The sequence below is a fragment of the Tolypothrix tenuis PCC 7101 genome, assembly GCF_963874875.1.
GTDB classification, from domain to species: Bacteria; Cyanobacteriota; Cyanobacteriia; order Cyanobacteriales; family Nostocaceae; genus Aulosira; species Aulosira tenue.
Genome location: NZ_CAWNJS010000001.1, coordinates 2,279,383 through 2,300,904, shown reverse-complemented (window position 1 = coordinate 2,300,904; position 21,522 = coordinate 2,279,383). Strand labels below are relative to the sequence as shown.

Annotated in this window: 19 protein-coding genes; 8 read left to right on the top strand and 11 right to left on the bottom strand. The window is 38.5% G+C overall.

What is annotated here, in order from left to right:
• Nucleotides 1–194 precede the first annotated feature (194 nt).
• From AACU25_RS09475 to AACU25_RS09450, 6 genes are all read right to left on the bottom strand, one after another.
• Complete coding sequence (locus tag AACU25_RS09475) at nucleotides 195–1,391, bottom strand: CgeB family protein (RefSeq protein WP_321206680.1); 1,197 nt, start codon at nucleotides 1,389–1,391, stop codon at nucleotides 195–197.
• 104 nt (nucleotides 1,392–1,495) lie between these two features.
• A complete protein-coding gene (locus AACU25_RS09470; protein WP_096574996.1) occupies nucleotides 1,496–2,692 on the bottom strand; it encodes an O-antigen polymerase in 1,197 nt (398 codons plus the stop codon).
• A gap of 89 nt (nucleotides 2,693–2,781) precedes the next feature.
• Nucleotides 2,782–3,888, bottom strand: a complete 1,107-nt coding sequence (locus AACU25_RS09465) for a glycosyltransferase family 4 protein (protein ID WP_096574994.1) — start codon at nucleotides 3,886–3,888, stop codon at nucleotides 2,782–2,784.
• Nucleotides 3,889–3,963: 75 nt separating this feature from the next.
• On the bottom strand, nucleotides 3,964–4,752 hold the full coding sequence (locus tag AACU25_RS09460; protein ID WP_096574992.1) for a methyltransferase domain-containing protein: 789 nt from the start codon (nucleotides 4,750–4,752) through the stop codon (nucleotides 3,964–3,966).
• An 11-nt stretch (nucleotides 4,753–4,763) separates the two neighbouring features.
• A complete protein-coding gene (locus tag AACU25_RS09455) occupies nucleotides 4,764–6,140 on the bottom strand; it encodes an MATE family efflux transporter (protein WP_096574990.1) in 1,377 nt (458 codons plus the stop codon).
• 110 nt (nucleotides 6,141–6,250) lie between these two features.
• Nucleotides 6,251–8,446 carry a GumC family protein gene (locus tag AACU25_RS09450; RefSeq protein ID WP_096574988.1) on the bottom strand — a complete coding sequence of 732 codons (2,196 nt, stop codon included), beginning with the start codon at nucleotides 8,444–8,446 and terminating at the stop codon, nucleotides 6,251–6,253.
• A gap of 709 nt (nucleotides 8,447–9,155) precedes the next feature.
• On the opposite strand from AACU25_RS09450, the gene AACU25_RS09445 reads away from it, so the two are divergent.
• Complete coding sequence (locus AACU25_RS09445; RefSeq protein WP_190445744.1) at nucleotides 9,156–10,574, top strand: sugar transferase; 1,419 nt, start codon at nucleotides 9,156–9,158, stop codon at nucleotides 10,572–10,574.
• Nucleotides 10,571–11,650 (top strand): UDP-glucose 4-epimerase GalE, encoded by a 1,080-nt coding sequence (galE, locus tag AACU25_RS09440; RefSeq protein ID WP_096574987.1) that lies wholly within the window; start codon nucleotides 10,571–10,573, stop codon nucleotides 11,648–11,650. The genes AACU25_RS09445 and galE overlap by 4 nt, the downstream gene beginning before the upstream one ends.
• Nucleotides 11,651–11,704: 54 nt before the next feature.
• Here galE and pgsA read toward each other — a convergent pair whose 3' ends face one another.
• Nucleotides 11,705–12,211, bottom strand: a complete 507-nt coding sequence (gene pgsA / locus AACU25_RS09435) for a CDP-diacylglycerol--glycerol-3-phosphate 3-phosphatidyltransferase (RefSeq protein ID WP_096574985.1) — start codon at nucleotides 12,209–12,211, stop codon at nucleotides 11,705–11,707.
• 155 nt (nucleotides 12,212–12,366) lie between these two features.
• Nucleotides 12,367–13,089: a Uma2 family endonuclease gene (locus AACU25_RS09430; protein ID WP_096574983.1), complete on the bottom strand. Its 723-nt coding sequence runs from the start codon at nucleotides 13,087–13,089 to the stop codon at nucleotides 12,367–12,369.
• 267 nt (nucleotides 13,090–13,356) lie between these two features.
• Between AACU25_RS09430 and AACU25_RS09425 the strand changes: the two genes are divergently transcribed.
• From AACU25_RS09425 to AACU25_RS09415, 3 genes are all read left to right on the top strand, one after another.
• The gene (locus AACU25_RS09425) at nucleotides 13,357–14,793 is read left to right on the top strand and encodes an aspartate ammonia-lyase (protein ID WP_096574981.1); all 1,437 of its coding nucleotides are present in this window, start codon (nucleotides 13,357–13,359) and stop codon (nucleotides 14,791–14,793) included.
• Between the two features lie 71 nt (nucleotides 14,794–14,864).
• The gene (locus AACU25_RS09420; protein WP_096574979.1) at nucleotides 14,865–15,836 is read left to right on the top strand and encodes an Npun_F2552 family protein; all 972 of its coding nucleotides are present in this window, start codon (nucleotides 14,865–14,867) and stop codon (nucleotides 15,834–15,836) included.
• Between the two features lie 870 nt (nucleotides 15,837–16,706).
• Nucleotides 16,707–16,892: a TLTLP motif-containing protein gene (locus tag AACU25_RS09415; protein ID WP_096574977.1), complete on the top strand. Its 186-nt coding sequence runs from the start codon at nucleotides 16,707–16,709 to the stop codon at nucleotides 16,890–16,892.
• Nucleotides 16,893–16,896: 4 nt separating this feature from the next.
• Here AACU25_RS09415 and AACU25_RS09410 read toward each other — a convergent pair whose 3' ends face one another.
• Nucleotides 16,897–17,094 (bottom strand): hypothetical protein, encoded by a 198-nt coding sequence (locus tag AACU25_RS09410; RefSeq protein WP_096574975.1) that lies wholly within the window; start codon nucleotides 17,092–17,094, stop codon nucleotides 16,897–16,899.
• Between the two features lie 167 nt (nucleotides 17,095–17,261).
• Between AACU25_RS09410 and AACU25_RS09405 the strand changes: the two genes are divergently transcribed.
• From AACU25_RS09405 to AACU25_RS09395, 3 genes are all read left to right on the top strand, one after another.
• A complete protein-coding gene (locus tag AACU25_RS09405; RefSeq protein ID WP_045871833.1) occupies nucleotides 17,262–17,774 on the top strand; it encodes an inorganic diphosphatase in 513 nt (170 codons plus the stop codon).
• A 248-nt stretch (nucleotides 17,775–18,022) separates the two neighbouring features.
• Entirely contained in the window at nucleotides 18,023–18,406 is a 384-nt protein-coding gene (panD, locus tag AACU25_RS09400; protein ID WP_096583621.1) for an aspartate 1-decarboxylase, read from the top strand.
• A 12-nt stretch (nucleotides 18,407–18,418) separates the two neighbouring features.
• Nucleotides 18,419–19,321, top strand: coding sequence for an MBL fold metallo-hydrolase (locus AACU25_RS09395; RefSeq protein ID WP_096574973.1), 903 nt, complete (start codon nucleotides 18,419–18,421; stop codon nucleotides 19,319–19,321).
• Nucleotides 19,322–19,414: 93 nt separating this feature from the next.
• On the opposite strand, the gene AACU25_RS09390 is transcribed toward AACU25_RS09395, so the two are convergent.
• Both AACU25_RS09390 and AACU25_RS09385 read right to left on the bottom strand, forming a co-directional pair.
• Nucleotides 19,415–20,485, bottom strand: a complete 1,071-nt coding sequence (locus tag AACU25_RS09390) for an anthranilate phosphoribosyltransferase family protein (RefSeq protein WP_096574971.1) — start codon at nucleotides 20,483–20,485, stop codon at nucleotides 19,415–19,417.
• Nucleotides 20,486–20,566: 81 nt separating this feature from the next.
• Nucleotides 20,567–21,514 carry a LysR family transcriptional regulator gene (locus AACU25_RS09385; RefSeq protein WP_096574969.1) on the bottom strand — a complete coding sequence of 316 codons (948 nt, stop codon included), beginning with the start codon at nucleotides 21,512–21,514 and terminating at the stop codon, nucleotides 20,567–20,569.
• Nucleotides 21,515–21,522: the final 8 nt, after the last annotated feature.

Below are 21,522 nucleotides of genomic sequence, written 5' to 3'. Positions count from 1 at the left end.
CTTATTTTTCTATATTCATGCTTAATACATCTGGAAATTTATAATATTATGACTAGGATTTTATCTTTAAAAAAATTCTAAATATTTATATGGTATAAATCGCCAAATAAATGTAAATTTCAAAACTTAACATATAAATTCTATGAGATACAACCCCTGGTTACGAGCAACTATACTTCCCAAACTCTCCCATATCAATATTTGGGAAACATTCTACCAGGCCAACCGCTAGCTGTAAAAGTAGTTTTTTTAAACAGTCTCCAGCTGATTTCAAATATAATTCTTCTTGCTGCTTTGCTACCTTTTTGGTGTCCGAAAATTAATCTACTAAACCACAATAAAATTACACTTAAAAATTTTAAATTCCAGCTAATTTTGTGGGATTCACATGCATCATGAAGTGATAGTTTTGATAATTCTATGCGATTGGTTTTTAGCCAATTTTCCTTAGACTTTATAGCAAAGTCTAAAACTTCTTGCATACGAATTTCATAATTATGTTCCCGCTTAGTTCTTTCAAATCCAGCCCACGCGATCGCGTCCCGTTCTTCTGGATGTGCCAAATAGTAATTTATTTTTTCAACTAATTCGGGGATATCATAAAAGATTTCAATTTCTTTACCTAGTGTATAATACCTTTCTAATCCTGGTGTATATTCGGTTAATAAAAAACCACCAGCACCAGGGACTTCAAAAGTTCTTGCTTTAATTTGGTTTTGACCTATAGAGTTAGCAAAATTAAGGCTGATTACGGACTCTCTCATAATCCTTGGTATTTCTTCTGCTGGTATTGATCCAGAAGGCCAGCCATAACCAAAACTTGCCACTTCAATTCCAGATTTTTGTAATTGAGATATGCGGTAATTTCGATTACCAAATGCTCTTCCTACAAAAGAGACTGGATATTGGCAAGATTTGCAAGACAAAGGCTCATTAAATGTCTCTGAACTAGCTGCCCACTGAGATAATAAAACATTTTGAATATTATCCTGATGATATTTATTGATAATCTCAGGATATGTTGTAGTCATTGCATGATATGCACTGCCTATAAATCGCGATACTTGCCTGTATTTCCAAGAATCATCAGTAGTCCAACAAATAGTTGCAACATCTCCACGTGCTTGAATAATTTTTAATGTTTCCAACCAAATTTCATAATGCATTTGAACTGTTAACATGACATCAGGTTGTACTTTACTCACTGTTTCTAGTAGTGATTGGTTCATTTCAGCGTAACTGGCGTAGGCTGACATATCCCATGATTCAAAGTGGATCACCTCATGTCCTAATTTTCTTAAAGCTGGTACAAATGCTGCGTATTCAGTGTTAATTCCACGGGCAGGATTCCCATACTGATACTTTCCAAAAACACATAATACCTTCATCATTATTGCAGGGTAATAAATTTTGATATTTCAATTTTTTAACAATAATTAAAGATGATTATTGCCAATAAAAGATTATAAATTGTCCTGGCTCTACTGCGGTTGTTTTATTTGTTATATATAGTATTGCAGAAAAAGCCAAAAATTAAGAAACATAATGCAGGTAATGGTAAAAAAACAAGAAAAAGAAAATGATTATAGGTATGAGCAGCAATTAAAGTCCATGTAATTTGGCAATAAATTAACAAATGTGGCAAACTAAAAAATGATTTGCTATAAAAATATTTAGATATTATTCCAAAAATAAAAGAAAATACAATAATTCCCAGAATTCCTAATCCCCAATGTAAATTTCCATAGAACCCTACAGGAGAACTTGGCTCAGGAAGATTAGGTAAATCATTATTCATTACGTAGTCTTCATAAAGTCTATAGGGTAGCAAATTAACGAAAGTGTATATAGGGTTAAACTTATATGGACCTAAACCAGCTTGTTCGCACTGCGCCTCGAAATTAATTAGAGGCCATTGGAGATAATTTATAGTTTCATCAGTACCAGATATTTGATAACCGGAACCAATTCTTAAAGAAGCCATCAAACCCATAAAGTAAATTAAGATTGCTGGAACAACCAAGTAAAGTAGGATTCTTACCTGCTTACTGATCTGGAGTCCAAATATATTTATAAAGCTTTTTAATGGGCTATTAAAACGGATCGAGAGTCCAGAAAATATAAAAAATACTAAAATAAACAATCCCTGGCGCTTTCCAGTTATCAAAGTTCCAAAAATAGCTATTAGTAAATTAACTACGAAAAAGAAAGAGAGTTTTTTATTAGATTCTATCGCTTTGATTAATAAAGATAATAATAATCCATTTAAAAAAAATAAAGACGTGGCAAAAAGACCTAACTGACCAAAGCCAGTTTCAACAGCATTGTTGTTCACATCATTTATATTTATATTTCCTGAGAAAAATTCTAGAATTGGTAAAAAACCATAAGCTCGAACAATATTTATAATTTGAATAATTATTAAAACTGAAATAATGAATATTATTCTTTTTAAACCACTAAAACTAATTTTTATTATCGCAGTAGATATATTATCCAGGTTAGATTTAAAAAATCTAGTTCCTAGCCAAAAGAAAAAATATCCGACAGTCCATAAAAATAAAGGCAAATAAGTTATTTCATAGTTATAACTCTCATTTGGCCCTTGAATAATCCAAAGAATATAAGGAGAAAGAGCTTGAAGTGTACCTAGTAGAAAAAGTACTTCAGGACTGACAATTTTGCGCCACATACAATATCTACATAATATAGCTAACAACAGAAATGTATATGCTTGAAAAATAATAAAATTTTTCTACTTTTCTGCTTTTAGAATAACATTTATTGTAATGAATTATATACGAGCTGTGTTTGCTCTGCACAGGTATCCCAAGAAAAATAGTTTACTCTTTCTTTACCTTTCATAACAAGTTCTTTAGTCCTTACTTGTGAAAAAAGAACTCTTTCTAATGCATCTGCTATGCTTTCTAATTCATAAGGATTAAAATATTCACCAGCATCTGCAACTATCTCCGGAATTGAACTGGTGTTACTACACACAACAGGACAACTAAATGACATTGCTTCTAGAGGCGGAATACCAAAACCTTCATAAAGAGATGGATAAATAAATGCAGATGCATTAGTATAAAGATTTGCTAATATTTTGTCATCTCCTGGTACATATATGACATGAGCATCATCAAGATCAAAGCTTTTAATCATGGCTATCTCGTCATCAGAAAAGGATTTTACTCCGCAGCATACAAGTTTAAAATTATCAAATATCACTCGACGGCTAGCATATGCTTGAAGTAATTTCTTAAAATTTTTGTATTCTAATCTCCTCTCTCCAACATAAAGTATATAAGGGTCAGATATTTTTGGAGTTTCTTCGATATTTTTATGGCTTTGAAGAGAATAACCAAGATATATCGTAGATATAATTTTAGGATCTATCTCCAAGATTTCAATTAAGTCCTGCTTTGTATTTTGAGATATACAAATAATATGATCTGCACGTCTAATTGCTTCTGCTTTGATGAGACTAAATTTTCTATCTTTTTCTGGCATCAAATGTGCAAACTTTTCGTGAATCATGTCGTAAACTGTTATGACAGTTTTGCATTGCTTAGGTGCTATACGTGACCTAGAGTAGAAGGTTTCGTGAACAATATCAGGATTACTATGATTAAGCCATATTTTAGACAATTCGGCGTTTATTGCACCTATAATTTTGGATGACTTTGGTATGAGAGGTATTTGCCATCCTTTGACTAAATCCACACTACATTTTTCCAAATACTTATTTACATAAAATCCAGCAACAATTTGCACTTCAAATGTATTAATTTTTGCAGTTCGAGTTGCAATTTCATATATATAGCGGGAAATTCCGCCATATTTTGACCAAGAAAATATTTGGTAATCATAATATAATTTTATCATTTCTACCTGCTATTTAAAATATGAAAAATGAGTATTTTCTCGAAAATACCCGTATATTGAATTATTATGTATTTTTTATAGGTTTCTAAGCAGATTTTTATGATCTGTTAAAATCTTGGAATTCATTCTTTTTCTTACATATTCATAGCCGATATTTCCTAAACGTCCAGCCATTATTCTCAAAAGTATATGGTGATTTATCTGTTTATAAGTAAGTATATGAATAGTTTTATATGAATAAAAAAACATTGATAATTTATCTGCTATAAATTGAATTGTTCTCGCTTGATAGAAAGAAATATGCTGTCCTGTATTAAACGCATAATACCACCAATTTTCTGGCTTTGGAGGATTACCTTCAAACAAATCTGTAGAAAAAATAATTGTTGATGTACCAGCATCTTTGATAGATTTTTGAATAAATTCAATAGGATTATAGATATGCTCTAATACCTCAAAAGCAGTTATTGCACAAAATTCATTAGTGGTAGTAGATGCCTCAAAGCCTTTAGCTAAAATATTTTCACAATATAAGTCAGACCAGTAGAAATCAAAACCAATATCTCTCATCAGTCTTGTTAGCATCCCATAGCCACCTGCAACATCTAAATACCTGCCTTGTGGATCAAAAAAGAAGAAGATAATGCAAGCTAGTCTTTTAGAAATTGCAATATTTCTCGCGACTAAACCAGTATCTGCATCTGCAATAGCACTACTATAAGCTTCTTCTAGCCAATATGGATACTCTGTTTGTAGCAAACCGCAATTATTACAATATAGATAGCTAACCTCATATTTATTAATAATAGTTGCTTTGAAGTAAACATCTCTTTTAGAAGAGCATATAGGGCAATTTTTAATCATTTTTATTTAACCTACAAATAACTTATATTACTAATTCTTAATTTCAGCTTATTTATAATATCAACACCTACTGCTCCTAAAGAGAATAACAAAATACAAATTCCCGTAGACCAAGCTACTCCTGAAACACCTAGTAAATTACCTAAGAAAACTGATAAAAGAATATTACTAATAGCAGAAACAGGCGCTAATATAGCTTGTAACTTTAATTCGCCTAACCCATTAACCAACATTGCTACACATTGGGCAATACAATTTAATACTGTTGTAAACAGCATCGCTAAAAGCAAGCTAATATGTGGAATTGCTTCTTTATTAACTAATAAGCTGATAAGTTGCGGAGAAAATATAACTAGTAATATGCCTACAAATATAGACCAGATGAAGCTGATATAAATAGACATTTTAAATGTATTCTTAATCCAGGCATAATCTCCTTTAGCTAAAGCTTCACTATAGGCTGGCCAAAGAGAAATAATAAATGAGGATGAAATATATAGAATGAGAGAGAACAATTTTAAAGTAATTCCATAACTTGCTACTGAACTTGCACCAAATAATTGAGCAACAATAATTAGATCTGTTTGAAAAATTAAAATTGCTGAAATTTGAGCAATCCAGAACTGAAACCCAGTTTTTAAGAGCCATTTACATTGAAGCCCGTTAAAATTTTCATATTTAGGTGCTAACCATTTCCGTTTAAAACAAAATAAATGGATGCCAGAAAATATATCTCCTATCAGTAAAGTTCCGAAGCTAGCTACTATTAACCAGGGTAAGTTAGCATGAATATAAATGGCAGTTATTATACTAATTATTGATAAAAAACTGCTGAAGGCACCCCATATTTGATACCAATATCCTTCTTGATAGGCTGCATAGATGCGACTAGGAATTGAAAGTGGCAGACGGATGATAAACAAAATCCAACATACAAAAATTGATACTCCTACTTCTTGTTTCGCCAGTATTGAATTTATATTGAATACTCGTTCCCAAGAGATTGATGGATATAGTATTAAGAAGACTATTAATAAGATTGATGCTATTAAGAGCATTAGATAAAATGCACTTGATACAAATTCTTTGGCTATCTGCCTATCTTCATTAGCATCAGCTGTGGCTAATGCATTTGTTAAACTATTTGCTAAACCAAAATCAGCAATACTGATCCAGCTTAATAATGAACTTAATATCAACCATAAACCAAATCTTTCTGTTTCTAAATATTTAGCTGTTAGTGGAATTGCAATAAATCCAGCTAGAGTAGACATTCCTTTGACAACTAATGTTGTACTACCCGTGAGTAATGCACGAATAATTCTTGTCCGTCCCCGATCAATAAAAAGATTATTATAATTCTGGAATAACTGCTTGAATATACGCATTATTACCAATAATTTCCAGGTTTAAAGTCTGTTTCTATCTCTAATGTTCTATCGCGATCGCACTTACCAAAATTTAATTCACAGAGGCATCTAAAATCTTGCAAAAAGGCTCATGAAATCCGAATTTTTGATATTGAAGCATCAACTTTCCCATTTTTGTGAGATTGCTTTGCTCCGTAATAACTCTTTGCATAATAGCCACCGTAGCTACTTTCAGGAGTAACACCATTAGCTACCATGCCCAAAACCTGATGACCAGACTGCTCTAACAACATCTTGGTAGCATTAACTGACCCAGTATTAGCAACCCCAGGACGTATAACCAGCAGGATTCCATCTACCAACTTACTCAACATCAGGGCATCAGCAACTAAAGTCAAAGGTGGACAGTCGATAATTACAAAGTCATATTCTTGAGTTGCTTGCTTAATAAATGTAGCAATGCGTTGAGAATTTAAAAGTGCAGCTGGGTTAGGTGGAATTGTCCCAGCCGTAATAATATCCAGAGTCATCAAAGCTTCTTTAGTTGTAGTTTGTAACTCAGTTTGACCGACTAAAATATTACTTAGTCCTACGAGGTTGTTTTGCTCCCAAATTTTATGCTGGCGAGGGCGACGCATATCTGCATCCACTAACAATACTCGCCGTCCCAGTTGGGCTACCGCTACTGCTAAGTTAGCAGCAACAAAAGATTTTCCTTCACCAGGAATTGAACTGCTTATGGCAATTACTTTCAGCATCTTGTCAGAAATGCTAAAACTTAAGTTAGTTTGGAGCATTTCAAAAGCCGAAGATACAGGTGAATAGGGATTGTTGAGTACAGGCAATTCTTGTTCACTTGCAGCTTCACTACCTTTAGCTTTTTCAGCTAGTGGAATTGCACCCAACAAGGGATAGTCCAAAAGTCGCTTGGCTTCTTCTACAGTCTTGAGGGAATTATCTATAGATTCCAACACCAGTGCTGTGCCTGCACCCAATATAATTCCCAAAATTCCCCCTAGTGCCAAGTTTAGAGGAATAATTGGAGAAACAGACTTATCAGGAACTAAAGCTTCAGATATGACCCTTGCATTCCCAACATTTTGGTTTTCTACAACTTCAACTTCTTGTAACTGCTTCGACAGTTGTTCATAGGTAACTTGGGCTACCTTCAACTGTCGTTGTAACTGTAGCTGTTGTTGTTCCAGCCGAGGTAAGCTATCCAATCGGTTTTTGTTGACTATAAGTACCTGCTGTAATTCTGCTACTTGGTTAGTTAATGCTAAACGTTCTACTTCTGATTTAACTAAATTTTCAGTTAAAGTCTGCTTGAGGTTGCCAATTTGCAAATTTTGCTCTGGCGTATACTCAGAATTGCCTATGGTTTGAGCAACTCTCCCTTCTAATTGGTTTCTAAGAGCTACTTCTTGATTCTCCAAATTGATAATTTTTGGGTTGTCTTCGGTCAAGCGAGTTCGTGCCACAGCTAACTCGTCTTGTACTTTTTGGTATTCTGTCAGTACTTGCTGTACCCCAGGAGATTGACTTAAGGTGGTGAGTTCAACAGCGGTATCTGTATTCAATTTCATTTGATTTTGCAGAGCCAGAGAGCGAGTTTTAGCAGCAGTGAGTTGCCCTTGAGTTCTGGTAATTTCCTCGGCTAGCTCTTTTAATCCTTCAACACCAACTTTTGCTTCTACATCTAGAGCAACTACCCTATTTTTTTCTTTAAATCGGCGCAAGGCCATTTCTGCCTTTAAAACTCGTTTCTCTACCTCTGGTAATTGCCGATTTAAAAATTCTCTTGCAGACCTCGCCTCTGCACGGTTTGTCCGAACATTATTTTCTAAGTAATAGCTCATTAGAGAATTAATGACAGATGCAGCTTCTTGCGGATTCGTGCTGCGGTAGGAAAGCTGCATGACATCCGTTCCCCGAATGGTTTTCAATTTCAGTAATTTCAGAAATTTTTCAATTGAGAGTGGTTTACCCGATTTATCTTTGAGGTTAAGGCTGGTAATGGTTTTTAGGACGATAGGGTTTGAGCGGATGACCTCGGCTTCTGTATCCACTGGATTGCTGAGGTTGGTCAACCCACTCAGTTCTCCTACTTGGGAAGACAAACCAGTCAGTGATGAAACGCCATTTTGTTTGTTGAATAACAGTTTGGCTTGCGATTCGTACACTGGTTTTTGAAGGAAGGTTACTAAGGCTGTCAAGCCAAACACAGAGCCAATTACAACTGTTGTCACTGGCCAACGCCTTTTGAGAACTGTCCAATACTGTTGGACATCAATGACTTCACGCTCTTCTTGCTTAGTAGGCATAAAACAATTTCCTGAAAAACCAGTGATAAATTGAGTTGGCGCTATTATTTATACCAACGCAATTAGTGACCGAACCAAACTAATGGAGTATGGCTAGTCTTGCTATGGATCAAAAGTATTAGCAAAATATTCCGATCAGAAAGTTTCTCTCAAATGTCTTGATTCCCAAAACGTCCCGATTATTCTATACTAATTCCTGTTCTTTATTCACTATAAATACTATGTTTGACAAATTCACTAGTATTTATAAGAACATCTTATAACGATTAGTCAATGCATAAATATTATTTATTGAGATTTAATATTTATACCTAAAAGTTTGACTAATAAGTAATCGGTAAAGCACCAGTTACATAGAATCAAAAGCTATGTGTAACAAGTATATACCTTGCAATAAAAATATCTCGAGAACATCTACTAAGAAATTACAAGTTATGTAAATTAATTGTTATAAAAATCACTATGTTGTATGTTAAATTATTTGTAATTTTTCTTTGTAATTAAAGGGACTAGTTATTCTCCCTGAAGCACTTAAAATACTCTTAAACGGAAACTGAGCTAATCAACTTTGCCAAATTTGCAGAGGAAAATTGGCAACTGCTAATCAAGACTTCTATTAATGAATACTCAGGGTTAAGCATATTTAAGCAGCAAAAATCTACTACCTATAGCTCGTTTACTTCGGAATTAAGAGTAGTATAAAATATTTATGTTCAATATACCATTTCACACTTACAGGGGAAGCGTTCAAGTAATTACAATTCCACGCTTAATGCCTGTATTACTTTTGGTAGGAGATATTTTTGGCCTAGTTGTCTGTTTAGGGGTTGCCTTTTGGTTACGTCTAGGTCAGCCAATTGCGGGATTTGATGGAGTGGTTTGCGGATTTATGCTGCTGGTTCTGGCAGGGCTTTATCTTGCAGATACTTATCATCCAGATACACAAATAGCAGGTTTGCGGGCTCCAGCGCGGATCTTACTAGCTAGTTTTATAGTTGCTGCCATTACTTCTGCCCTAATTTACCTAACTGGAACTTGGGGACAGCATCCGTTGCTGGGAAGAGGCATTTTGCTAGTCAGCCTGGGAATATTTACCATCTGGGCTGTAATTTTAAGATTATGGGCAGTGAAGTGGTTGCGATCGCACGCCGAGCAAAGTCAGTGGTTGATGCTGGGAGGTGGCGAGAGTGGGATGAAATTTGCCCAAATGTTCCTCGAACATAACCCATTAGGGCGTTTGGTAGTACTTGCCGAAGCTAGTCAAGATATTGCTGAATTAGCAAAAACAGAATCGCATCTGAGTTACGGAGGTGGACTGAATAACTTGTCAGCTTGGATGCAGCAGCCTTTATCTGGGGTAGTAGTTGCAACCCCAAGGGATTTTTCTGATATTCAGGTGCAGCAGTTGATGCAACTCAGGCTGCAAGGTATCCCAACATACAGGTTACCAGATATTTGCGAAACTCTATGGTATAAACTTCCCTCATCAGTGCTAGAAGATAGCTGGTTAGCTTTTAGCGCTGGCTTTAACCTAGTGCCTGGTGGTATAAGTTTGAAAGTAAAGCGGGTTATAGACCTGATACTGGCAAGCCTATTACTGATATTTTTATTTCCCCTGATGCTATTGGCAATGCTGGCTATTAAGTTGGATAGTCATGGCCCAGTTTTTTACAGTCAAGTACGCACAGGTTTATACAGTAAACCATTTAGGGTTTACAAATTTCGGTCTATGTATCAAGATGCTGAGAAGCGAGGTGCACAATGGGCAACTCAACGTGATCCGCGAATTACCAGGGTAGGGTATTGGCTGCGAGTTTTACGGATTGACGAACTACCACAAATTTTTAATGTGTTGAGGGGAGATATGAGTCTAATTGGCCCTCGTCCTGAAAGACCGGAGTTTGATATCAAACTTAAAGAAGCTATTCCATATTATGAACTACGTTATTTAGTCAAACCAGGGATTACTGGCTGGGCACAGGTACTTTATCCTTACGGTGCTTCAGTTGAGGATGCTGCCCAAAAGCTAGCTTACGACCTTTATTACATTAAAAATTATTCTTTATGGTTAGATATTGCGATCGCCTTTAAAACTGTCAGGGTCGTTTTGTTAGGTAAAGGTAGATGAAAACGAAAGTATTAGTAACTGGCGGTGCAGGTTATATTGGTTCCCATGTCGTGCGCCAATTAGGGGAAGCTGGTTATGATGTGGTGGTCTACGATAATTGTTCTACAGGTTCACCGAAAGCGGTACTACATGGTGAATTAATTATTGGTGATTTAGCAGATACAGACCGTCTTTACCAAGTTTTTGCCAAACACCGATTCAGCGCCGTGTTACACTTTGCTGCCAGTTTAATTGTACCAGAATCAGTTGCTCATCCCCTTGACTACTACAGTAACAATACACGCAATACTCTCAATTTGCTGCGGTGCTGTCATGTTCTAGACGTTAACCAATTTATTTTTTCTAGTACAGCCGCAGTTTACGGCGAACCAGAAGAAAACCCAGTTACTGAATCTACACCTACTTTACCGATTAACCCCTATGGACGCTCAAAGCTGATGAGTGAGTGGCTGATTCAAGACCACAGTTTAGCGTCTCGAATGCGGTATGTAACTCTACGCTACTTTAATGTGGGCGGTGCAGATCCGGGTGGGCGACTGGGGCAAAGTTTACGCAATGTAACACACTTAATTGCAGCCGCTTGTAATGCAGCACTTAAACGTCAGTCAGAAGTCAAAATTTTTGGCACAGATTTTCCCACTCCTGATGGGACAGGAATTCGTGATTATATTCACGTTGAAGACTTAGCCTCTGCCCATGTCGATGCTTTACGCTATTTAGAGGCGGGTGGAGAAAGCCAAACTCTCAATTGTGGCTATGGCAAAGGCTACAGTGTGCGCCAAGTAATTGAAAGAGTAAAGGCTATTTCTGGTGTAGATTTCCCTGTAATTGAAGCTGAACGCCGTCCTGGAGATCCAGCTTGTGTGACAGCTTGTGCCGAGAAAATCAGTCAGGTATTGGGTTGGCAACCCCAGTATAATGACTTGGATACCATTGTCTATACGACTTTGGCTTGGGAAATGCAACAAGAAAATCTGCCATCGGTAACTGGAAATAGGCAGAAGCTAGTATTAATTAACAAGGAAAGACCTGTCAGATCTAAAATTGCTGAAATTGCTTATCGGCTACCGCAATAGAGTTGCATCAATAAATGTAGAAGAAGGCTGATAGAAACTTTGAGTACCAGTAGTTTAATCAGATGAGGGTAGCAGATAAATTGCCCCAGAGATTAATGTTAGGATGACGGAAACCCAAAATGCAGTTATTGCTGGAATTTGCCAATCTGCTGATAACGGTGCAATTAAAAGTGCGATCGCAATGATTTGACTGACAGTTTTAAGTTTACCCCAAATATTCGCCCCAGTAATTTGAGTTTGATTGACTCGCCAACCTGCGATCGCTAGTTCTCGCGCTAAGATGAGAAATACTCCCCACGCGGGGACTTTGCCTAATTCAATCAATACCATCAACGGCGCAAGTACTAAGAATTTATCAACTAAAGGGTCAAGAAATTTGCCTAAATCGCTAATTTGGTTGAGTTTCCGTGCTAAATAGCCGTCTAACCAATCGGTTAATGCAGCTACTAAAAAGATTGCTAAACATATCCATTTAGCTTCGGTTGTAGGATTGTATAAGCCGTAAAGAAGAAATGGTATTCCTAATAAGCGCGAAAAAGTAATCCAGTTGGGTATGGTCATTAGCAATTCTAAATTAAGTAGAGCGTTGCAATTAAAGATAGCTGGTAAAGGGTGTTATTTGTTATTTGTCATTTGTTATTGGTCATTGGTCATTGGTCACTTGAACTTAAAATTTGAATCCTAATAATTTTAGTGGTATTCTGACATTTACAGTTCTAAATTGTATCTGGATCAATATTCAACTCTCGCAACTTAGCAGCTAATCTTTCTGCTTTTTGTTGAGCAATTTCTTTTTGCTGACGTTCTGATTCTACTAACTCTGCGATTTCTTCTGGTGTCGGAACTAAATCACCTTCAGGGGTAAAAAATCTTACCAAACCTTGATAAATACCCAAATATAAGCCTAACTGTTGACTCCACAAATGTCCTTGATTGTTAGGTTCTAGAGGTTGATATTTACCATCAAGTAAATGAAATCCTGCGAATTCTAAGGTGTAGGGATCAAACCAAAAATAATCCGGAGTCCGAAAAGTATCTTGGTAAAGTTTTTTCTTTAATCCTCTGTCTGTCTTCGCTGTTGAGTCCGAAAGAATTTCTAAAATTAAATTCGGGTATTTACCATCTTCTTCCCAAACCACCCAACTTTTACGAGTTTTGCGTTCTGTATCGAGAACCACAAAAAAATCTGGCCCTCGGAATTTTTCATCTTTGCGCTGATTGTAACTATAGTAAATTGTCAGGTTGCCAGCAGCATAAAAATCATTGCGATCGCGCCACAACCATTTTAAACATTTAAGTAAGAGCATGATTTGCTCTAAATGTAGTTCGGTTTCCAAGGGAGGTTCATCAGAGTATAAATCACCTGGAGGAAAGATAACATTTTCTGTGATGTCCTCAATAGCTGCTGGTGTAGTCTCTAATTCTCTAGCCAGGGACATGATTTCGCTGAGGTATTGGTAGTTTATGGGTTTATTTTAACCTTTGCTGAAGGAGAGCGATCGCTTGATATCAATGCCATCAGCGGCTTAATTGTAATTGGAAATTAGGACTTGTGAGTTGGAGGGACAAGGGGACAAGGAGGAGAATAGCAATTACCCATTATCCATTACCAATTACCCATTACCAATTACCCATTACCAAACACCAAATCTCTGCCTAACCGTGGGATGATCTGTGTTCTGAGATTCTCTAAAATCATACTTACCATGACTCAACAAGCAGACTCCCAATTTCGCATCGAACGGGATTCGATGGGCGATCGCCAAATTGCTAGTAATGTTTATTACGGTATCCAAACGCTGCGGGCAATAGAAAACTTCCCAATTAGCGGGCTGAAGCCGCTACCTACTTACGTAGATGCTGGTTTATTAATTAAAAAAGCTACGGCAATTGTTAATGGTGAATTGGGATGCATTCCCCAAGAAATCAGTCAGGCGATTGTACAAGCAACTGATGAGATACTTGCAGGGAAGCTACGCGATCAATTTGTGGTTGATGTTTATCAAGCTGGTGCAGGAACTTCGCACCACATGAATGTCAACGAAGTGCTGGCGAATCGTGCTTTAGAAATTTTGGGGGATGAAAAGGGTAACTACAAGCGTGTCAGTCCTAACGATCATGTGAATTATGGGCAGTCTACCAATGATGTCATCCCTACAGCAATTCGTATTGGTGGCTTATTGGCGCTGACTCATACATTACACCCAGCATTAGATAATGCGATCGCAGCCTTGGAAGCCAAAGCCGCAGAATTTCAGGATATTGTCAAATCTGGTAGAACTCATTTGCAAGATGCTGTTCCTGTGCGCTTAGGCGAGAACTTTCGCGCTTGGGCGTATATACTTGCAGAACATCAAAACCGGATTTACACTGCCTCTAGCGATTTAATGGTGTTGGGTTTAGGTGGAAGTGCGGCTGGTACAGGTATGAATACTCATCCACGTTATCGGGCGCGGGTGGTGGAAGTATTAGCAGAATTACTCAACTCGCCTTTGCAACCTGCACCCCATCTCATGGCTGCAATGCAGAGTATGGCACCATTTGTAAATGTTTCTGGTGCTGTACGTAATTTAGCTCAGGATTTAGTCAAAATCTCCCATGATTTACGGTTGATGGATTCGGGGCCAAAAACTGGATTCAAGGAAATTCAATTACCCCCCGTGCAACCTGGTTCTTCAATTATGCCAGGCAAATACAATCCGGTGATGGCAGAGATGACATCAATGGTATGTTTTCAAGTCATGGGTTACGACAATGCGATCGCCCTGGCAGCCCAAGCGGGACAATTAGAATTAAATGTGATGATGCCGCTAATTGCCTATGATTTGATTCATAGTATTGAAATTTTGGGCAATACCATCGCTGCCCTCACGGAACGCTGCATCAAAGGGATTACTGCTAACCAAGAACGTTGTTTGGCATACGCGGAAGGTAGTTTGGCTTTAGTTACCGCCTTAAATACCCACATTGGCTATCTAAATGCAGCGGCTGTGGCAAAAGAATCCTTAGAAACTGGCAAATCTTTACGGCAGATTGTTTTGGAGAAAGGACTGATGAGTGAAGCGGAATTAGCCACTGTGTTAAATCTCGAACAGATGAGCGGTATCATACCCCTCACTCCAGAATCAGACAACCTGGATTAAAAAGATAGTAGGAAGATATATGAAAGAAGAAATTCTTTTTTCTTTATCTTTACTACTTGTCTAAATAATCCATGCAGACACAAAAACCATCTGTCAGCTTAATCCGTGCTAATTCTTACGAACGAGAGACTTTACGCGAGTCCCTAGAAACGCTGCTGGAACCTTTTGGGGGGATAGCAGCTTTTGTTAAGCCAGGCGATCGCGTTTTGCTCAAACCTAATTTACTCACAGGTGCGCGTCCTGGTAAAGAGTGTACTACTCGCCCCGAATTGGTTTACACAGTTGCCCAGATGGTAATGGAAGTTGGCGGTAAGCCTTTTTTAGGGGATAGTCCCGCTTTTGGTAGTGCCAAGGGTGTGGCTATAGCCAATGGCTATGCACCAATTTTCGAGGAACTTCACCTACCAATTATCGATTTTCACGGTCAGCGTTACGAAACCGTCAGCGAAAATTTTAATCATCTGTTGCTATCAAAAGAAGCAATGGCGGCGGATGTGGTGATTAACTTACCCAAAGTTAAATCCCATGCTCAACTAACATTAACTTTAGGCGTAAAAAACCTCTTTGGTTGCGTTCCCGGCAAAATGAAAGCTTGGTGGCACATGGAAGCCGGTAAAGATGCAAACCGCTTTGCGGAGATGTTAGTAGAAACTGCAAAGGCTATTAACCCCAGCTTAACCATTTTAGATGGGATCATCGGTCATGATGGCAATGGCCCTAGTAATGGAGAACCGCGTGCATTAGGTATTTTGGCAGCAACATCAAATGTGTTTGCCCTGGATCGGGCAATGGTAGAAATTCTCAATGTCCCACCGCAGCAAGTACCCACAGTCGCAGCTTCTCAAAGATTAGGACTATGCCCACAATTGGCTGAGATTGATTTTCCGCAGTTAGAACCTGATTTACTCAAAATAGAAGATTGGCGACTACCAGATAAGCTAGTCCCCATCGATTTTGCGATGCCACGGGTGATTAAATCCACATTTAAACACCTTTACATTCGTTTTATTAAAGAACCAATGACTGCCTATGGTAGACGTTAGTTGTGCAAGTGCAAACTTGGCTACAACAATTTGAAAATTAGCAATTTAAGCTATAAATACCCTCCGATTGCTTAACCAAACCGCCCTAGATTAGCGGCGGTTTCCTCATACTCAATTTGTGATAAAATTACGATTAAACACTGCATTATTGCGAGATATAGTGCTGAAAAATTTGCTAAATTTATGTAGATATATAGTATCTAAATATCTTCAAATCTACCTAAATATAGATTGACAAAATAAGAAAGTATTACTAGTAATATTTACTCATGTCTTGGGAATATTCTTAGCATCCTAACTAATTTAATAATGCTGAACCAGGTAGATATAGCTGTATTTATTCAGTGTCGATTTCTGGTTACAAAAAGCAACAATATTGGTTAATCTAAAAACATGATTTCGTTTCAGTATTACCACTGTGGAATATCACTATGATTAATAGATAATCAGTGATTTTTCGGTGAAGTTTTTAAGTAACACAAATTAACCACATATCCCTAAAACTACCTTAGACAAAGCTTTTTCAGATGTTATACTAATGCAATCAAGCCCAAGATTGATGAAAAATTGCATCTGCACTCAACTGCAAAAATGTAATTTATGATTCTCTAAATCCTAAATCAAAAGCAGCAAAAATGATACAAGAAGAGCCAGTGATATTTAATCTTAGCTACCACATCAAAGCCCAAAATGTTTATCTAGAACTTTGTATCAAAAGACTTTTGTAGCGTAGGAATATTATGACACTTGTAAAACTGGATAAGATTATAAATGTATCCGCTGGTTACATCTAAAAGTAGTTAAAATAGGATCAAGGCTCTCTTCGGAGAGTAAAGCTCAAAGTGAAGTGGTGAAATTCAAATTTTTTGTATGAATTCAAATAGTCAGTCTGCCAATACCGATACATATTCCCATAGGTTGGCAGACATTGTGGGAACCGCGATCGCTCTACTGACTCTGACATTACCTGTATTTGTCATTGCTCATTATTCTTCGACAAATGTACACAACACGCAACAACCTCTGACTTATAATCTACCCAGAAGCGGGGATTAAACGATCAGACTGGCAATTCACAACTCAATAAACCCAAAGTGGGAACAGATAACTCAGCAACAACCATTGTTTCTACTCTCTGTAAACAGATGAGAGATGAAGCATTAACCATCTGTCCGCTATAACAACTGAATAATCCACGCGCTGATGATACAGCGCCAATATGCGGCGATTCTTTAGGAATCGCCGCACTTTTTGTCACTAGAATATTTTTCGGTAAAAGGAAAAGCCATAACCCTTAACCTTTCCCCTTTCTCCTTTTCCCCTGAATTAAAGTAGTATTGAAGTCCATCTTGGCCCTAAAATTCTACACGGGGAGGCAATATTGCTTATATCCCCGATGTACTGTTTTATAAGAGGAGCTTGTTTGTGGATTTATCCCGTATACCACCCCAACCAAAACCGGGTCTCATCAACGTTCTGATTGAAATTGCAGGCGGGAGTAAAAATAAATACGAATTCGACAAAGACTTACAAGCTTTTGCCTTAGACCGGGTACTTTATTCGTCAGTCAAATATCCTTATGACTACGGCTTTGTCCCCAACACTTTAGCTGATGACGGCGATCCCCTAGATGGTATGGTGATCATTGATGAACCTACCTTTCCTGGCTGTATAATTGCGGCACGACCTATTGGCTTCTTAGAAATGATTGATGGTGGCGATCGCGACGAGAAAATTCTTTGCGTTCCTGACAAAGATCCGCGCTACGCTCAAGTACAATCTTTAAAGGATGTACCATCACACCGCTTGGATGAAATCGCTGAATTTTTCCGCAGTTATAAAAATCTGGAAAAGAAAGTAACTGAAATTCTCGGTTGGCAAGATGTTGACAAGGTCAAAGCTTTGGTAGATAAGTCCATTAAAGCTGCTCAAGGATAATTGATAATAGGTAATGGGTAGTTGTTCTGTGGTCAGTAGAACTAGAAGCTAGGAACAAGGGACTTAGAGTATAAAAGAGAAATAATCAAGACGCGATTAATCGCGTCTCTCCAACTCTTAATTCTTGACTCATTGCTATATTTGTGCTATTGACTAGTGATTAACTATCCATTATTCATAATTTTTCCATCTTCAGCCTGCAAGTGCTGACTCAAAACGCCAATATTGCCACCGCACCCCTAAATCAAATGCAGCGTACTCTCCTTTTGGCAAAAATTCACAACTGTACCCTCACAGGGGCCAATATCAACTATGTGGGTAGTATCAGTATAGATAATATTCTGTTGCAAAAATCTGGAATTTTACCCTATGAACAGGTACAAGTCGTGAATAGTGCTAATGGTGAGCGTTTTATTACCTATGCCATACCTGCTCCAGCCTATTCTGGAATTATTGAGCTAAATGGGGCTGCCGCACGTCTAGGCATTATAGGCGATCGCCTGATTATAATGGCCTACGGGCAGTTCACTCAGGAAGAGTTACAAAATTACTCGCCTACGGTCGTCATTGTAGATGAAAACAACCGACTATTGGAAGTACGGCACTACGATGACCTGCTCAGTAAGGCCTAAACTGCAAAGAAGATGTCAAATACTGAACTGTCGGATTCCCAAAGCCACTTAACTGAGAAACAAGCCACCCCTCTGTCAAATCCATCTGGGGAATTTGTGGTGCAATTCTGGGGTGTGAGAGGTTTGGTTGCTACTCCCAGCAGCAACACCACGCGCTATGGTGGAAACACTGCTTGTGTGGAAATGCGTGTAGGTACAAAACATTTAATTTTTGATGGGGGTACTGGCTTAAGGTTACTGGGTAAAACTTGGCAAGAATTAGAACAGCCACTAGAAGCCTATCTATTTTTTACTAACTCCCAATCCAATCGAATTCAGGGATTTCCTTTTTTTGGCCCCGCATTTGTTGCGAAAAATCGCTTCCATATTTACGGTTCAGCAGCCTCAAACAGCGCCTCGATTAAGCAATGTCTGTGCGATCAAATGCTGCAACCGCACTTTCCCTACCCATTACAGGTGATGCAATCAGAGTTGCATTTCCACAATATAAATCCTGGTAGCGAAGTAAAGCTAGGAGAAATGACGATTAGCCCAGCATTAATTAATACACACCAGCGTTCAGTTGGTTATCGAGTTAATTGGCAAGGTTTTAGCGTTGCTTACGTCACAGATTTGTCGAAAAATCCTGAGCAAGTAGAACAAGAAAAAATTCTCCAGCTAATTCAAGGGGTGGATTTGCTGATTGCTAACAGTACCTATGCTCCCCCTACTGCTCACAATAATGATTCCTCTAATTTACAGTGGCAAACTGCTGTGGATTTAGCTAGCAAAGCTGGTGCTAAGAGCTTAGTTATTTCCCATTATCATCCAGATGATGATGATGATTTTCTCGATCGCGTCCAATCTGAAATTAAGTCTAGCTTCCCCAAAGCATTGTTAGCTCGTGAGGGTATGATTCTGTCTGTGAGTAAGTAGGGGATGAGGGAGATGAGGATGCAATCCCAATGAAGAAAATTCACCGCCATCTATGAAAGTTTCAATGGGATTTTTACTCAGCACTCAGCACTCCTAAGTAGCTTTGAGGGTTGATTCTTCTTGGCTGTTAACTACTTGGGTAAGTTCTTGGAGTTTGGCTGCGACTACACCAGTAGTGAATAATTCTGAGGCTTTGGCAATACCCGATCGCATATCTGGAGAAATACCACTACGCCAAAGGTAAAATCCACCATTCCACAAGGCTGTTTGCATTAACTCTGTGGGTTTACCAGCTAATACCTCTTGCATCTGGGCAAGCAATTCGGCGGTAGTCTCTAGAGGGACGTTTTTGGTAGTAAAATCATAATCTCGTGGTGCAAGATGTAAGCGTTCTAGCACTCCTGTATTTGAAGATAAGCCAATAATTGCTGTGCGATCGCGTGGTAAGTCACAACTACCTTCTAATCCCTTCACTAATGTATATTTTGTTACATTTTGTAAAGCTAGCGTTTCCTGAAACAGCGCTTCTGTTGGCGGATGCACAAACCCAGGGATGATATGAACATCTCCAGCATAAGGACACCAAATTAGCTCCATTGTTGCCAAGGGTGGGCGCTTGCCTAATTGGTCGCGGTAATTCCAAATACTTTGATTTAATGGAAAATGCTTAGGGTTATAAACTAAGCCAATTCCTGTTTTTTCTAGAATTTCCTGGGTTTTTGCTAGTGGAAAGGTTGTCCAATCTATCCCTAAACCCTGCCAAATTTCTACCAGGGGAAGTCCGTACTTAGTCGGTAGGCGATCGCCTCCGTGCATTACCACTGGTTGACCAACAGCAGCTAATAGCAAAGCGATTATTGGGCTAATTGGCGCAGTCCGAGTTCTGCCATCATACGGTATGCCCAATACTATTACTGGTCGTTCCGCCGCAATAGGTTGCAGTTTTGGCCCTAGTTCATTGTAGGCATCCAACATTCCCGCTAACTCTTCCGGCGTGGGACGCTTGATCCGATGAGCAATTAAAAACGCCCCAATTTGGGCAGGTGTAGCTTCACCTAGCAACATCATTTTGGTAGCTGTGACGGCTTCAGCACGAGTTAAATTCTCTCCTGTGTGATTTCCACTTCCTACCTTTTTTAATAATTGCCTAAATAAATTGCTCATGGTACTCAAAGGTCAAGGGTCAACAGTCAACAGTCAACAATTCTTGGACTTTAGATTTGTGACTTTTGAGTCATCATAGCCTTAAGAAGCCGATCGCTGTTGGTTAATTTGCGGCGGGATATTTTGTCGCACCAGTTGCCAAAAATGGTTGATTGGGGGAATTTGCAGGCGATCGCCAGTGGTAACCATAACTACCCGGCGTGTCAAACTCGAATTATCAGATAGATTACTGTTACTATTACAGGCTAAAGGACGTACTGCCAAGGTGGGATCTAGCCGCGCTTCCATCAGTGCGGAATGGGGTAGCAAAGCTATCAGTTCTCCTTGACGCACTACTCCCCGGAACGCATCTAAAGTATTTACTTCTAAAGCAGCTTGCAGTGTAGCTTCTAACCGCTCAAATCTATCTTGGATTAAACGTTGCATCCCATAACCATCTTTAAAAACAACTTGGGGGTAACGAATTAGCTCCGACCAAGGGATATATTCATATTGGGCTAAGGGATGCTTGGCAGAAGTTAATACCTCTATAGGTTCTTCATACAGAACTTCTACCACCATTTCGCGACCAGTAGTTAAGAAGCGATTATTCATCACGATCGCCAAATCCACCAGTCCATCTTTTAAGACTTTTAAAGCGCGATCGCTACCCAAAGAAGTTACCCGCAATTGCACCTCTGGGTAATCACGACAAAATTGTTGTAATACTGGTGGCAAATACGATCCACACATCGAGTGAATCGCTGCAATACACAATTCTGGTTGCTTACCTGCAATTAAATCTGTTAATTCCTCTGTCGCTATTTGCCACTCCTGACAAATTTTTCGCACGCGGGGTAGTAAACGTTCACCGCCTAGTGTTAGCTTGGCGTGAGTCGTGCGGTGAAACAACTCTAGCCCCAAATCAGCTTCCAAGGCTTGGATTTGGCGGCTAATTGTCGATTGAGTGACACCACATTTTCTAGCAGCTTGTTGAAAGCTGCCGGTTTCCGCGATCGCTAAAAAGGCTTGCAACTGCTCTAGTCGCATTTTTTTGT